Genomic DNA, 13,501 nt, shown 5'->3' on the forward strand with positions numbered 1-13,501 from the left:
CGCAGACGGGCCGGACACGGTTCGACGACGCCGGGAGCGTCGACCGCCCCGCCGGTGACCGACGACGGCATCATCCTCGACGACGACGAGGAGCAGTCGGCCACCCGCGACCGGACGCAGTGGCCCGACGAGGTCGACGAGGTCGAGACCGACGACCCGACGCCGCCGGCCGACGGCGACGACGCGGAGTTCATCGACGCGGACGCCGAGGCGGGCGTCGAGGCCGATGCGGCGGAGTCGGAACAGCCCCGAGAGCGAGAACGCGGCGCGTGGCCCGACGCGCCGGGTGACGACGAGGGATGGAACGCCCAGCCCGACGACGGCGAACCCGTCTCCGTCTCGTTCGGCGGCGGCCTGGCCCCGGAGGGCAACAGCTCGCCGAGCCAGCAGTCGAACGGTCAGTACGTCGAGGCGGAGGAAGACGACTTCGTCCGCGCCGACGAGTCGAACGTCGGCAACGAGGCCCCCGACGACGCCGTCGAGTACTACTGTCCGAACTGCGGGCACGCCCGCGGCGCGTCCTCGTCGTCGATGCGGGCCGGCGACATCTGCCCCGAGTGTAAAAAGGGCTACATCGCCGAGCGGGAATCCTGACCGCGGCACGCCCTCGCAGGCGTCGCAGAGTCGCGAAACAGGTAAACCATCCCCTGTCGAAAAGGCGTCCATGAAGGAGTACAAGATGCGTCGTGGGGAGACGCTCGAAGAGCGAATTCCGGACATGAAAGCGACGGTCGAAGACTACTTCGGCCCCATCACCGGCACCGAGGAGTTCAAAGGAAGCGACCTCTACGTCGTCGGCGAGCCCAAGAACCCCGTGTTCACCCGTATCGTCGCCGGCGCGGTCAAGTACAGCGGCAAGAAGGACAAGCTCGCGGTCAACTTCGAGGAGGCCGACCCGGCCGAACTCGCTCCCGAAGACCTCGAAGCCGCGGGCGAGGCCGTCAGCGCGAAGAACGACTTCCTTCTGGAGGCGACGGGCCGCGACGCGAAGTCCCGCCGCGACTCGATGAAGCGCGCGGTCGAAGACGACGCGCCCGACGTCTGAGCCGTCCGACGCGGTTCGATTTTCTCGCGCACCCACTCGTCGAGCGGCCGCGCCGCCGGCGAAACGTACATAGTGCTAGCACGTGACGCTCCGGCTGACAGCGACTTCGCCAGCCACGAACACGAATTTTTATTTCGAATGTGAGTAAAAAATCCCGGCACGGTTAAGTGATACCGGGACGAACGGGCTGGTATGGCTATCGAAACTATCCTGCTCGCGGTCGGCGCGGGCGACGCCGAGCGCATCGACAGACTCGCCGAGGAGACGATCGACGTGGCCGGGCCGACCGGAGCGACGGTCGTCATCGGACACGTCTTCACGAAAGACGAGTACGACGAGGCCCTCGACAACCTCGACTTCGACATCACAGCAGAGGAGGTCTCCGCGGACGACGTGGCCCGACGACACGCCATCGTCCGCGAGCTCACGCGGCGCTTCGACGAGGCGGACATCGACTACGTCGTCCACGGCCGAGTCGGCCACCACGGCGAGAAACTCGTCGAACTCGCGGGCGAGGTCGATGCCGACCGCCTCGTCGTCGGCGGTCGAAAGCGCTCGCCGACCGGCAAGGCCGTCTTCGGGAGCGTCGCACAGGAGGTCATGCTCGAATCGCCGTGTCCTGTGACGTTCGTCCGCGCGGACACCAAGTGACGACCCGCGGGCGGCGCGACTGACGGAGTGGACTGTCGGGGAACCGACTTCGCAGGCAACTACATATCTTAGCGCGCCGTCATCTCTCGCATGGACCACTCCATCGATTACCGCCCGTCGTTCGCCCTCCTCACCGTCTCGCTCGACGAGGGCGAGTCGCTCCGGTCGGAGGCCGGCGCGATGGTCAGCTACTCCGACGGCATCGACATCGAGACGAACGCGAAAGGCGGCCTCTTCGGGTCGCTCAAACGGAGCGTCCTCGGCGGCGAGTCGTTCTTCCAGAACACGTTCAGCGCCCGACAGGCGGGTGAGGTCTCTTTCGCGCCCCCGCTCCCGGGCGACATCGTCCACCACGCCCTCGAAGACGAAACCCTGTACGTGCAGTCCGGGTCGTACATCGCCTCGGACCCCGCGCTCGACCTCGACACCTCCTTCGGCGGCGCGAAGACCTTCTTCGGGAGCGAGGGACTGTTCCTGCTCAAACTGACCGGCACCGGTGACAGTTTCCTGTCGAGCTACGGCGCCATCCACGAGGTCGAACTCGGCGAGGGCGAGCGTTACACGGTCGACACCGGCCACATCGTCGCCTTCGACGAGACGACGAGCTTCTCGGTCGAGCGCGTCGGCGGCCTGAAGTCAACCCTGTTCAGCGGCGAGGGGCTCGTCTGTACGTTCACCGGACCGGGGACCGTCTGGATACAGTCGCGCAGCATGGACTCGTTCCTCTCGTGGCTCATCCCCAAACTCCCGACCAACAACTCCGCGTAGGCAGCGGGTCTCGACTTACATCGGGGCGAGTAAATCTACCGAGAATCCCGCTTAGTTAAGTGGAGGGCGCATCGCTATGGGAACGATGGCGTACTACGTGGGCGTCGACCTGGGGGCGACGAACGTCCGTTCCGTGGTGGGCGACGACGATGGAACGATCCTCGGAGAGGCCCGTGATAACACTCCGCGCGGCCCGACCGGAATCGCGATCACCGAGGCGGTCCTCGGCGTCGTCCGCGAGGCGTGTGCCGAGGCGGGTATCGACCCGAGCGACGCGGTCGCGGCCGGCATCGGTGCTATCGGCCCGCTCGACTTGGCCGAGGGCGCGGTCGAGAACCCGGCGAACCTGCCGGACACCATCGACCGCATCCCGCTGACCGGTCCCCTCTCGGTGCTCTTGGAGACGGACGAGGTGTACCTGCACAACGACACGAACGCCGGGGTCATCGGCGAGCGGTTCCACTCCGACCGCAACCCCGACGACATGGTGTATCTCACCATCTCCTCGGGTATCGGCGCGGGCGTCTGCGTCGATGGCCACGTCCTCGCCGGCTGGGACGGTAACGCCGGCGAGGTCGGTCACCTGACACTCGACCCGAACGGCTTCATGACGTGCGGGTGCGGCCACAACGGTCACTGGGAGGGCTACTGCTCGGGCAACAACATCCCGAAGTACGCCCGCGAACTCCACGAGGAAGACCCCGTGGAAACCGCACTCCCCGTGTCGGACCCCGATTTCTCCGCGGTCGACGTGTTCGAACACGCCGGCGAGGACGAGTTCGCAGACCACATCATCAACCAACTGGGCCACTGGAACGCGATGGGCGTCGCCAACATCGTCCACGCGTACGCGCCGCTTATCATCTACGTCGGCGGCGCGGTCGCGCTCAACAATCCGGACCTCGTGTTAGAGCCCATCCGCGAGCAGATGAGCGAGATGGTCATGTCGAACATCCCCGAGATTCAGCTGACGACGCTCGGCGACGAGGTCGTGGTCGAGGGGGCGTTGGCGAGCGCGATGACCGGTGGCACCGGTGACCGCTCGCGGCTGTGAGGCCGAGACGACTCACCGGTGGTAGCGCAGGCGGAACTGGTGACCGCTCGCGGCTGTGAGGCCGCGAGGATTCACGGGGTTCGGCGCAGGTGGCACCGGTGACCGGTCTCGACTGTAACGCGGCGCTTCGTCTCTCCGCCGTCGAGTTATCTCGATTGATACTCGGTGGCGCAGTCTTATAACCCCTGTCCGGGAACACGATGATGTGCACCCGACGACGCCGAGTCGCTCGGCGCGCCGGTCGGCGCGTTCCCGTTCTCGTCGAACCGAACGGTGCACGGGCGTTCCACCGGAAGCCTAGAACGGGACTGGTCGACAACCCCCACCACCATCGTCGACCGATCGACGCCGACGGGGTATCCACACCCACCCACCCACCCATCCCCATCGGCGTCGCTTCAGTTCTCACGCAACCCAGTGCAGACTGAGCGATCCCCGCTTTCCTCCGGTCCTCAGGCCTTCCCCCTACCCAAGGACCTCCGTCCGATTTTTCTCCTCGGCGCGCTCAGACTCACCGTGGACCGCCGCCAGTTCCTCCGCTCCATCGGCGCGAGCGCGGTCGCCGCCTCCGTCGTCTCCGTCGCTGGTTCCCGCCCCGTCACCGCCCATCCCGGTCCCTTCGAGCCGCTGGGTCGCATTGATATCGACGGTGCGAAAGAGGCCGTGGTCTCCGTCGACGGCGAGACCGTTTTCGTCGCCGCGACCAGCGGCTACGCCGTCATCGACATCTCCGCGCCCGACCGCCCCGAACTCCTCGCCGAGCGCCGCGACCTGCTTTCCGACCGCGAGGACGGCCCCTTCCGCGGCATCTACGACGTGAAGCTCGACGGAGACACGCTCCTCGTCGTCGGCCCGGCTAACCCGATTCCGGGCGCGCTGACGGGCGCTCTCGTCGTCGACGTGTCCGACCCCACGAACCCCGAGGAAATCGCCTTCCACGAGACGGACGTTCCCATCCACAACTGCTTCGCCGCCGACGGCCGGGCGTACCTCACCGCCAACGACGGCGACCGTAACCCGCTCGTCGTCCTCGACACCGACACCGGCGACGAACTCGGCCGCTGGTCGGTCGTCGACGCCGACGACCGCTGGGCCGACGTGCCCGCCTCGGTTCGCTCCGTCCACGACGTGTGGGTCCGCGAGGGCGTCGCGCACGTCGCACTCTGGGACGCCGGCACGTGGCTCGTCGACCTTGCGGACCCCGCGTCGCCGTCGGTCCTCGGGTCAGTCTCACCCGGTGACCCCGAAGCACTGTCGGGGCTGACCGCCCGCGACCGCCGCCGCGAGAGCCGGACGCCGCCCGGAAACCACCACTACGTCGCCACCGACGACTCCGGCGACCTCCTCGGCGTTGGCATCGAGTCGTGGGCGGTCGAAGTCGAACGCGACGACGAGACGTCCGAACTCGTCGGCGGACCGAGCGGCGTCGAACTCTGGGACGTATCGGACCCGGCGACTCCGACGAGACTCTCGACCATCGACCCGCCGGCCAGCCCGGACCCGACGGTTGAGGGCGTCTGGACCACGGCGCACAACTTCGACTTCCGCGACGACAGGCTCTATACCTCGTGGTACCGCGGCGGCGTCAAGCGCCACGACGTGTCGGACCCGACGGACCCCGTCGAACTCGCGTGGTGGCGCGACCCCGAACGCGCGAGTTTCTGGACCGCGCAGTACGCCTACCCGTTCGTCGACGAGGGTGTCTTCGTCGCGTCGAGTTGGGGCGTCGGCGACGTGTCACCTGCGCTCTACACGTTCCCCGACCACGCCGGCGACCAGCGCGACCCGCCGACGCTCGGCGCGGAGACGACCACCGAGTCGCTCGTCAACACGCCGACGCCGACCGGAAACGAGATAGTTGCGCCCGCGTCCGACACCGAATCTACGACGTCGACTTCGGCGACCGATGCGCCGGGCTTCGGACTCGGCGTCGGCGCGGCGGCCTTCGGCGTCGCCGGTTGGCTGGCACGCCGCCGCGGGCGGCGCGACTGAGAGGGGTTCGCCCCCGCGCTCGGCGTGTCCACCGACGCAACGGTTCGCCGACTCTCTGTCGGTGTGGCGCACCGATTCGCGTGGTTTCCGCGTCGAATCTATCACGAACGACCGAGATAGCCTTTCTCTCGCCGGCCGGCGCGTTGGGAGAACCGTTTCATTCTAATCCGTGGGGTTCGAAGCGTCGGGGTATGAGCGACGAGTCGGAGAGCCTCAAAGAGCGCGTCGAGACGTGGATGGTCGGTCAGATGCCGATTATCCAGATGCACGGCGGCAACAGCGTCGTGCGCAAGGCCGATGCGGAATCGGGGGAAGTCGTCGTCGAACTCGGGGGCGCGTGCGCCGGGTGCGGCATCTCGAACATCACCGCCCAGAACATCCAGTCGGACCTCATCATGACGTTTGACGAGATTACCGACGTGCAGGTCAAGGTCCCCAGTTCCGGCGACCACGGCAGCAGCACCGTCGAGGGCGGCCGTGGCGGCGAACTGCAGTACGGCGACGAGGGACCGGGTCACTTCTAACCCCCACCTTTTTTCACGGGGTCCTCGGCAACTTCGTTGCCTCGAACCCCGCCAAAAAATCTGGACCAAAAAAGGCGGCTACTCCCTTCGGTCGTAGCCGTGCGGTTCGCTCCAACACGAGCACTCTGTTCCACGATTCTCGATACGTATCCAGCCGTGCCCACCATGTGACTCGTTCGGCCTTCCTCACGCTCGCTCTCCTCTGACCTTCGCGGGGTGTCCGTCTGCCGGCCCAGATGTGGACCTATCGACGACTCCCGCCACCACGACGACTGCGCCCTCCCCGGCAACGACGACTGACCGGCTTCCGAAGTTGCTACGCCTACCCCGACAGCGCCGACTCCAGACTCGACGCCACCGACCGCGCCTTCTCGGCTAGTGCTTCCGAGATGTGGCCGGCCTCGACGGCCTCGTCGAGTTCGTCGTCGTCGACTCGTTCGACCGTCCCGTCGGCGTGTTTCACCACGTCCACGTGGAGGTCGATATATCGAATCTGGTCGGGGAAGCACTCGACGGGCGTGCAGATGTTGACGTAGGTCCCCTTGACACCGCCGTCGGCGTCGCGGTACACCGTCGGGTACCACCAGCGTCCCTCGCGGAACTTCGTGACCGCAACGTCGCCGGACTCGCGGTCGACGCCGAGAGCGTCGTAGGTGCCGCCGCCGGTCATGCCGCGCCGGAGTTCGACGGTCCCCTCGGGGTCGCGTTCCGTCACCTCGCCGGAGCCGAGCGTGATGAGGCGGCCGTCGGGCTTCCCGTGGCCGATTTCCACGTCGTCGCCTTCGAGCGGGCCGAACTGCGCGGTCACCACGCCGAAGGGGAACTCGCCGTCGCCGACCGCCTCGCAGAGGGCCTCCGCGAGGTCGACGCCGGCGGACGCCTTCGGCGAGGCGGCCTTCGTCCGGTGGTGGCCGGGCATCGTCGTCTCGACGCCCCGGCGCTCGGCGTCGAGTTCGAACCGCGTCTCGCGGCCGAACCAGACCCACGTCGTCGCGGTGGGTGCGGCGACCGGCCGCGGGGCGTCGACGGGCTCTGAGAGCGCGTCGTCGAGTTCCGCGGCGACCTCGGCCGCCCGGTCGAGCGGCATCGTTCAGGGCGCTCATGTCGGCGTCGACGGCGTCGCGGTGCCAGCGGATGCCCCAGCCCTCGGGCGGGTCGCCAGCCGAGGAGGTCCGTCATGCCGGCCAGTTCGCGGGCAGCGGCCTCGTCGCGGGTATCGACGCGGACGCCTCCGAATCCGGTTCGAGGGTCGCCAGCCCCGCGACGGCGCGGATGTCGCCGGTCAGTTCGGCGCGACGGGAGGCCCACGGCGGGGCCGACTCGGCGACCTGCACGCGAACCTCGTCGCCGACTTCCACGCGGCCGTCGAAATCGCCGTACGAGAGGTAGCCCTCGGTCTCGCCGAGGTCGCAGACCGCGCCGCCGCCGAGGGTTTCGGTCACGCGGGCGTCGAACACCGCGCCGGTCGGTGCGGGGTCGTCCCACGCGAAGGTGTCGATGCCGAGGTCGGTGAGTCGCTCGGTGGCCGTTTCGACCGCCTCGGGCGCGCCGGTCGCGCCGACGCCCTGCCGGTTCCGGGTCGTCTCGACCGACACGTCGTGGTCCGACGAGTCGAACTCAGCGTCGAAGCGCTCCCGAATCGGGCCGGACGCCTGCACCACGTCGTGGCCGTCGTCGAGGAAGACGCTCGTGAGCGCGGTGGCGTAGATGCCGCGGACGCGGACCCTCATAGCTCGTCGGCGTCGCGGGCGAAGGTGACGCGAGCGTCGACCGTCGGACCGAGCGTGAGTTCGATTTTCTCCTCGGTGAGCACGCGGCCGCCCTCGATGGGGACGCCCCACGAGTCGAACTTGAGGTAGCCGCGGAGGTCCGCGCCGTGGGTGTAGAGGTCGACGTGGTCGACGGCGTGTTCCTGCACGTCGCTCGCGCTGTGGGCCATCTCCATGTCCGAGTAGACCGTGTCACCGTCGCCGAAGAACGCCGCGATGGCGTCTGCGTCCGATTCGACTGCGTCGCTCACGAGGTCCGACGCGGCCCGGAGGTCGTCGGTGTCGAGGCCGACCTCGCGGAGCGCCGCCTGTTCGCGGGGGTCGAAGTGCATACCCGCCCTTCGGAGCGGAGGCATTAACCTCGTACGGTCGGTCGTCGGTCGCTAGGCCGGCCAGCTAGTCGCTGGGTCGGCCGGTCGCGGGATGCCGTGGCCGAAGCTATTACCAGATGCGATACCCTTTATGCCACGTGATGGACCAGCAGGACCCAGTCGAGCAGGCGTCCGACGGCTCGGACGACCTCTACGACATCGCCACGTGGGAGGAACGAACCTCGGTTGACGGGCTCGCGGTCGCGCTCTACCGGGTGCTGGTCGCGTCGACCCGCGCGGTGGTCGTCCTCGCCGCGTTGCTCATCCTCGTCGGTATCGGCGGGCTCTCGGCGCTCACCGACCCGCAGGTCGGCGCGCTCACCCTGCTTTCGGCGCTTCCGGCGCTCGCGCTCGCCGGCTACGTCTACTACTCCGACGTGACCCAAAACGAGCCACTGTCGATGCTCGTGGTGACGTTCCTCCTCGGCGTCCTCACGGCCACCTTCGCCGCGATTCTCAACTCGCTTCTGAGCAACGTCGGCCAGACCATCGCGGCCGAGTTCCAGCTGTCTATCGGCTTCCTCGGCAGTATCGTGTTCTACTTCCTCGTCGTCGGCCCGGTCGAAGAGACCGTCAAGCTCCTCGCAGTCAGGCTGTACGCCTACTCCCACGACAGTTTCAACGCCGTCATCGACGGCGCGGTCTACGGCGCCATGGCTGGTCTCGGCTTCGCAACCATCGAAAACGCCCTGTACATCACCCGCAACCTCACCTCGTCGGGACTCGACGTTGGGGCCGACGGCGTCGGCATCATCGCCGCCGGCGGGACGATTACGGCGGTCCGCGCGCTCGCCGGGCCGGGTCACGTCATCTACTCGGCCATCGCCGGCTACTACCTCGGTCTCGCCAAGTTCAACAAGGAGAACGCCGGCCCTATCGTCATCAAGGGCCTCATCCTCGCGGCGCTCGTCCACGCGACGTACAACTCGACGGTCGGTCTCGGCTCGTCTGTCATCGCGGGGATAACCGGTATCGGCGGTCTCGCGGCCTTCCTCGTCTACGTCATCATCTACGACGGGGTCTTCGGGCTCTATCTCATCGGGAAGCTTCGCCGCTACAGTCAGGCCTACCACCGCGCCCACGCGCCCGGGCCGAGCGCGGCGTCGTTCGCGTCCGAGCAGACGGAGTTCGAAGACTGAGTCGACGAGGGCGCGGGAACGTACGAAACGAAAGAACCGGTCGCCCTACTCGGCGACCAACCGCTCGGCGTAACCGTCGAGCATCGACTCGACGTACTTCGCCACCACGTCGACCTCGACGTGAATCGGGTCGCCGACCGCTTTTTCGGAGAGCGTCGTCAGGTCGTAGGTCGTCGGGATGATAGCCACGGTGAAAGAGTCCTCGCGGCGGTCGGCCACGGTGAGGCTGATGCCGTCGAGACAGACCGAGCCCTTCTGGACGACGTACTTCGCCAGCGACTCGGGGAGGTCGAACTCGAAGAACCAGTCGTCGCCGACGCGCTCGACGTTCGTGACCGTCGTCGTGCCGTCGACGTGGCCCTGGACGATGTGGCCGTCGAAGCGGTCGTCGGCCGCGAGGGCGCGTTCGAGGTTGACGCGGTCGCCCTCGACGACGTCCCCGAGGTAGGTCTTCTCGACGGTCTCCGCCGCGAGGAACACCTCGAACCAGTCGTCGCCGAACGCCTCGACGGTCAGGCAGACGCCCGAGACCGCGATTGACTGGCCGTGATGGAGGTCGTCGAACGCGAGGTCGGTGCGGATGCGGAGGCGGCGACCACCGTCGGTGTCTGTCACATCGACGATTTCGCCCGCCCCCTCCACGATTCCCGTGAACATACCCGCGCTTCGGACGGGTGAAGTTAATGCCTATCGTTTCCGTTTCCTATCACGTTTTTGTGACACTCTCGCCCATACAATTTTACGCTCGTCGTCCGGAGAGTCGGTATGGACGTTCTGGCCCGACTGCGGAGCAGTTTCGTCACCGGTCTCATTCTCGTCACTCCGCTGGCCGTGACCGTATTCGTCCTCCAGTTCGTGTTCAATCGCATCACCGCCGCGCTCCGCCCGGTCGTCCGCGAGGTGACACCCTTCCTCGCCGGGGCGCTCAACTACTCCGGCGACATCGTGTTCATCTCGCAGGTGCTGTCGGCGCTCATCATCGCCGTGGCCATCTCGCTTCTCGGCTACCTCGCGTCGATAAGTCTCGGCCAGCGGCTCTTCGGGAGCTTCGAGCGCGGCGTTCGACTCCTGCCGCTCGTCCGCACTATCTACTTCGGCGTCCGGCAGGTGTCGGAGTCGCTCACGGAACCGACCGCCGGCTACGACCGCGTGGTGTTGGTCGAGTACCCACGTGAGGGCCTGTTCTCCATCGGTTTCGTCACCAACGAGGCACCGCAGTCGGTGTCGGCGGTGTCCGACGACGACCTGTTTACCGTGTTCGTCCCGAACAGTCCGAACCCGACCGCCGGGGCGCTCATCATGGTCTCGCCCGAGGAGATTCGCGAACTCGACATGCCGGTCCGGCGCGGCCTCAGACTGCTCGTCACCACGGGCCTGAGCGTTGATGACCCCGAGACGCTCCCCTCGGGGCCGGCGGCCTACGACCCGTCGAACGGCGACGGCGTCCGGTCGGAGTCGGAGCAGCGACGGAGCGCGGGCGAGACGCAAAAGCGAGCCGAGTGAGTCGCCACGACGGCCTCACAGCCCCCAGATGAGGACGATTCCGGCAGTCGTGACGACCGTGAGTAACAGTTGGAGCGGCGCGCCGACGCGGAGGTAGTCGGTAAAGCGGTAGCCGCCGGGACCGTACACCATCAGGTTCGTCTGGTAGCCGATGGGCGTCATGAACGCCGTGCTCCCGCCGAAGGTGACCGCGATGGCGAAGCCGAAGGGGTCGGCACCGAGGCCGTACGCGGTGTCGATGGCGACCGGCAACAGGAGGACGACGCTGGCGACCGGCGTGATGACGTTCGCCAACAGCCCCGTGAGCAGGTAGAACGCGGCGACGACGGCGACGACGGGCAGATAGGTCGCGGCGACGCCGACGAGGTCCGAGAGGAGTGCGACGCCGCCGGTCAGTTGGAGCGCCCGCCCCAGCGGGATGACGCCCGCGAGGAGGAAGATGACGTTCCAACTCACCGCGTCGTAGGCGTCGCTCGCCGACAGACAGCCGAGCGAGACCATCGTGGCGACGCCGCCGAGTGCGGCGATCGCGATGGGGACGACGCCGAGCGCGGCCAGTCCGATGACCGCCGCGACGACGGCGAACGCGCGGAACGCCGTGGGCGACAGCCCGCCGTTGTCTTCGATGAACTCGTCTGCGACCTCGCTCGTCACGATGAAGTCGCCGCTGTCGCGGAGGTACCGGGCCGTCTCGTTCGTCGTCTGGAGGAGCAGCGAGTCGCCGGCGCGGAGGTCCACGTCCCGGAAGTGCTCGCGGATGAGGTCGCCGCCGCGCCGGCGGACCGCGAGCACCGTCGCGTCGTACCGCTCGCGGAGTCGCGCACCGCCGATGGTCTCGCCGACGAGGCCGGACTCGCGGGGGACGACGAGTTCCACGAGCGCCACGCGGTCGGGGCGGTCGAGTTCGGCGTCGGTGATCGACGCGCGTGGGAGGAACCGAAGGTCCGCCAGGTCGCAGAAGCGCCGAATCGTCGCGGGGTCGCCTCGGATGGTCAGGATGTCCCGCGCCTCGACCTCGCGGTCGGAGTCGGCGGCGATGAAATGTTCGCCGCCGCGGAGCACGTCGAGGATGTCCACGTTGAGGTCGCGGTAGGTGTCGTCCGAGACCTCGCCCGCGGGGATGCCGACGAGCGGCGACCGCGCGGGAACCAGCACCCGGGCGAGAAACGGCTCGACGCCGTAGTTGCCGGTTCGGTTCCCGGGCTCGATTCGCTCGGGCAGGAGTCGCGGCGCGACCGTCAGCAGGTAGCCCGCGCCGACGACGAACACCACCGCGCCGAGGGGGGTGAACGTGAACATCGAAAACGGCGGCAGACCGGTCGCCTCGGCGTAGGCCTCGCTGGCGACGAGGTTCGTCGCCGTCCCGACGAGCGTGAGCGTGCCGCCGAGCATCGAGGCGTACGAGAGCGGGATGAGGAGCTTCGACGGCGAGACGTTCGCCTGGTCGGCGAGGTCCGAAACCATCGGGACGAACACGGCCACGACGGGCGTGTTGTTGACGACGCCCGCGATGGGACCGGTGAGCCCGACGACCGCGGCGAGCAGTCGGTTCTCGCTCCCGTTCGTGAACGAGGCGACCGCGTCGCCGAGGACGCGAATCGCGCCGGTCTGTCGAACCCCCTCGCTGAGGGCGTACATCGAGAGGATGGTGATGGTCGCGGCGCTCGAAAACCCCGACAGCCCCGTCTGGAGGTCGACTCCCGTCCACGGTTCGAGGACGACGAGCGCGACGATGACGCCGATTGCCGTCACGTCCGGCGGGGCCGCCTCCGTCACGAACAGCGCCATCGTGACGACGACGAGCGCGAAAACGACGAGCATCCCGGACGTGACGGCGACCATGCGGGCAGTCGATTCGGAGACGGCTTAATGCTACCCCGCGTGACTGTCGGTCGCATCGACGGGTCGGTGGCTTCCGGCGAGCGAGCGACCGCGAGCCGCGCCCGCTTGTCGGTCGCGACGCTTTTACTCGCCCGTGGTGTAGCCACGGGCGATGCGACTCGGAATCTTGGAGATGGTCGGTCTCGCGGCGACCCTCATCTTCGCCATCCCCGTCGGCGGCTTCGGACTCACGCTCCTCGCCGACGGTCAGACCGTCTTCGGCGGCGCGATGCTCCTTCTCGCGGTGCTCATGGTCGCACTCCCGAAGTTCCTCACCATGCCGCAGGACATCCCCTCGCTCGCGGCCGAGAAAGTCATCGGCGGCGTCGCGAAAGAGCCGGACGAAGACGAATAACTACCAGCGACTCGGGTCGAGACCGGCCGGCGCGTCGCCGACCAGTCGCGGCCCGTCTTCGCCGACGACCAGCACGTCGGTCAGTTCGACCCGTCCGTGGTCCGCGTGCGTGACAGCGGACCGGACTCGCAGGACGTTGCCGGCGACGAGTTCTCGGTCGCCGTCGAGCGGCGGGTCTTCGCGGGCCGCGAGGCCGATGCCGCCGCCCACGTCTCTCGTCACCTCGTCGGCCATCGAGAAGCCGAACGCAGCGGTCTCAGCGCGCAGTTCGCTCCCGAGGAAGCCGGCGTCGTCGCCGGGGTCCGCTTCGACCAGACTGACTTTTCTGGCGGCGTCGCAGGCGACGTGCGCCCGGCGCTCCCACCCGCCGTCGGGGTCGACGACGAAGGTGCGAGCCAGCGCGCCGCGGTAGCCCGTCGGACCGCGCGGGCCGACCGAGACGACGATGG

The 13,501-nt window shown here is 68.0% G+C and carries 13 protein-coding genes and 2 pseudogenes; 10 read left to right on the forward strand and 5 right to left on the reverse strand.

Annotated features, from left to right (window positions below; all coding sequences use genetic code 11):
- The 7 genes and pseudogenes from NKF06_RS16320 to NKF06_RS16350 all read left to right on the forward strand — a co-directional run.
- Positions 1 to 594: pseudogene (locus NKF06_RS16320) on the forward strand (hypothetical protein); the annotation flags it as partial.
- A 70-nt stretch (positions 595 to 664) separates the two neighbouring features.
- The gene (locus NKF06_RS16325) at positions 665 to 1,045 is read left to right on the forward strand and encodes a DUF5611 family protein (protein ID WP_058826705.1); all 381 of its coding nucleotides are present in this window, start codon (positions 665 to 667) and stop codon (positions 1,043 to 1,045) included.
- A gap of 192 nt (positions 1,046 to 1,237) precedes the next feature.
- Positions 1,238 to 1,696 carry a universal stress protein gene (locus NKF06_RS16330; protein WP_253246011.1) on the forward strand — a complete coding sequence of 153 codons (459 nt, stop codon included), beginning with the start codon at positions 1,238 to 1,240 and terminating at the stop codon, positions 1,694 to 1,696.
- Positions 1,697 to 1,786: 90 nt separating this feature from the next.
- Positions 1,787 to 2,464: a TIGR00266 family protein gene (locus NKF06_RS16335; RefSeq protein ID WP_115879783.1), complete on the forward strand. Its 678-nt coding sequence runs from the start codon at positions 1,787 to 1,789 to the stop codon at positions 2,462 to 2,464.
- Between the two features lie 85 nt (positions 2,465 to 2,549).
- On the forward strand, positions 2,550 to 3,518 hold the full coding sequence (locus tag NKF06_RS16340) for an ROK family protein (RefSeq protein ID WP_058826702.1): 969 nt from the start codon (positions 2,550 to 2,552) through the stop codon (positions 3,516 to 3,518).
- Between the two features lie 516 nt (positions 3,519 to 4,034).
- Positions 4,035 to 5,510: a hypothetical protein gene (locus NKF06_RS16345; RefSeq protein ID WP_253246012.1), complete on the forward strand. Its 1,476-nt coding sequence runs from the start codon at positions 4,035 to 4,037 to the stop codon at positions 5,508 to 5,510.
- A gap of 191 nt (positions 5,511 to 5,701) precedes the next feature.
- A complete protein-coding gene (locus NKF06_RS16350; protein ID WP_004058105.1) occupies positions 5,702 to 6,034 on the forward strand; it encodes a NifU family protein in 333 nt (110 codons plus the stop codon).
- 322 nt (positions 6,035 to 6,356) lie between these two features.
- On the opposite strand, the pseudogene NKF06_RS16355 reads toward NKF06_RS16350, so the two are convergent.
- Positions 6,357 to 7,764 (reverse strand): annotated as a pseudogene (locus tag NKF06_RS16355) (DUF402 domain-containing protein).
- The gene (locus NKF06_RS16360; RefSeq protein ID WP_058826698.1) at positions 7,761 to 8,135 is read right to left on the reverse strand and encodes a hypothetical protein; all 375 of its coding nucleotides are present in this window, start codon (positions 8,133 to 8,135) and stop codon (positions 7,761 to 7,763) included. Before NKF06_RS16360 ends, NKF06_RS16355 begins: the two are co-directional and overlap by 4 nt.
- Before the next feature lie 140 nt (positions 8,136 to 8,275).
- Between NKF06_RS16360 and NKF06_RS16365 the strand changes: the two genes are divergently transcribed.
- On the forward strand, positions 8,276 to 9,313 hold the full coding sequence (locus NKF06_RS16365) for a PrsW family intramembrane metalloprotease (RefSeq protein ID WP_253246013.1): 1,038 nt from the start codon (positions 8,276 to 8,278) through the stop codon (positions 9,311 to 9,313).
- Positions 9,314 to 9,358: 45 nt separating this feature from the next.
- On the opposite strand, the gene NKF06_RS16370 is transcribed toward NKF06_RS16365, so the two are convergent.
- Positions 9,359 to 9,970, reverse strand: coding sequence for a riboflavin synthase (locus NKF06_RS16370; protein WP_253246014.1), 612 nt, complete (start codon positions 9,968 to 9,970; stop codon positions 9,359 to 9,361).
- A gap of 108 nt (positions 9,971 to 10,078) precedes the next feature.
- On the opposite strand from NKF06_RS16370, the gene NKF06_RS16375 reads away from it, so the two are divergent.
- Positions 10,079 to 10,816: a DUF502 domain-containing protein gene (locus NKF06_RS16375; RefSeq protein ID WP_253246015.1), complete on the forward strand. Its 738-nt coding sequence runs from the start codon at positions 10,079 to 10,081 to the stop codon at positions 10,814 to 10,816.
- A gap of 15 nt (positions 10,817 to 10,831) precedes the next feature.
- On the opposite strand, the gene NKF06_RS16380 is transcribed toward NKF06_RS16375, so the two are convergent.
- Positions 10,832 to 12,658 carry an SLC13 family permease gene (locus NKF06_RS16380; protein WP_253246016.1) on the reverse strand — a complete coding sequence of 609 codons (1,827 nt, stop codon included), beginning with the start codon at positions 12,656 to 12,658 and terminating at the stop codon, positions 10,832 to 10,834.
- A gap of 151 nt (positions 12,659 to 12,809) precedes the next feature.
- Here NKF06_RS16380 and NKF06_RS16385 point away from each other — a divergent pair, with 151 nt between their 5' ends.
- Positions 12,810 to 13,052 (forward strand): hypothetical protein, encoded by a 243-nt coding sequence (locus NKF06_RS16385; protein ID WP_253246017.1) that lies wholly within the window; start codon positions 12,810 to 12,812, stop codon positions 13,050 to 13,052.
- On the opposite strand, the gene NKF06_RS16390 is transcribed toward NKF06_RS16385, so the two are convergent.
- Positions 13,053 to 13,501: M24 family metallopeptidase (locus NKF06_RS16390; protein WP_253246018.1), on the reverse strand; the 449-nt coding region annotated here is incomplete at its 5' end. It lies immediately after the preceding gene.

This window comes from Haloferax sp. AB510, assembly GCF_024136985.1.
GTDB lineage: Archaea > Halobacteriota > Halobacteria > Halobacteriales > Haloferacaceae > Haloferax.

Bases quoted from the DNA above. Each gene is read 5' to 3' on its own strand.
- NKF06_RS16325 (WP_058826705.1), top strand. From the start codon at position 665: ATGAAGGAGTACAAGATGCGTCGTGGGGAGACGCTCGAAGAGCGAATT.
- NKF06_RS16330 (WP_253246011.1), top strand. From the start codon at position 1,238: ATGGCTATCGAAACTATCCTGCTCGCGGTCGGCGCGGGCGACGCCGAG.
- NKF06_RS16335 (WP_115879783.1), top strand. From the start codon at position 1,787: ATGGACCACTCCATCGATTACCGCCCGTCGTTCGCCCTCCTCACCGTC.
- NKF06_RS16340 (WP_058826702.1), top strand. From the start codon at position 2,550: ATGGCGTACTACGTGGGCGTCGACCTGGGGGCGACGAACGTCCGTTCC.
- NKF06_RS16350 (WP_004058105.1), top strand. From the start codon at position 5,702: ATGAGCGACGAGTCGGAGAGCCTCAAAGAGCGCGTCGAGACGTGGATG.
- NKF06_RS16360 (WP_058826698.1), bottom strand. From the start codon at position 8,135: ATGCACTTCGACCCCCGCGAACAGGCGGCGCTCCGCGAGGTCGGCCTC.
- NKF06_RS16365 (WP_253246013.1), top strand. From the start codon at position 8,276: ATGGACCAGCAGGACCCAGTCGAGCAGGCGTCCGACGGCTCGGACGAC.
- NKF06_RS16370 (WP_253246014.1), bottom strand. From the start codon at position 9,970: ATGTTCACGGGAATCGTGGAGGGGGCGGGCGAAATCGTCGATGTGACA.
- NKF06_RS16375 (WP_253246015.1), top strand. From the start codon at position 10,079: ATGGACGTTCTGGCCCGACTGCGGAGCAGTTTCGTCACCGGTCTCATT.
- NKF06_RS16380 (WP_253246016.1), bottom strand. From the start codon at position 12,658: ATGGTCGCCGTCACGTCCGGGATGCTCGTCGTTTTCGCGCTCGTCGTC.
- NKF06_RS16385 (WP_253246017.1), top strand. From the start codon at position 12,810: ATGCGACTCGGAATCTTGGAGATGGTCGGTCTCGCGGCGACCCTCATC.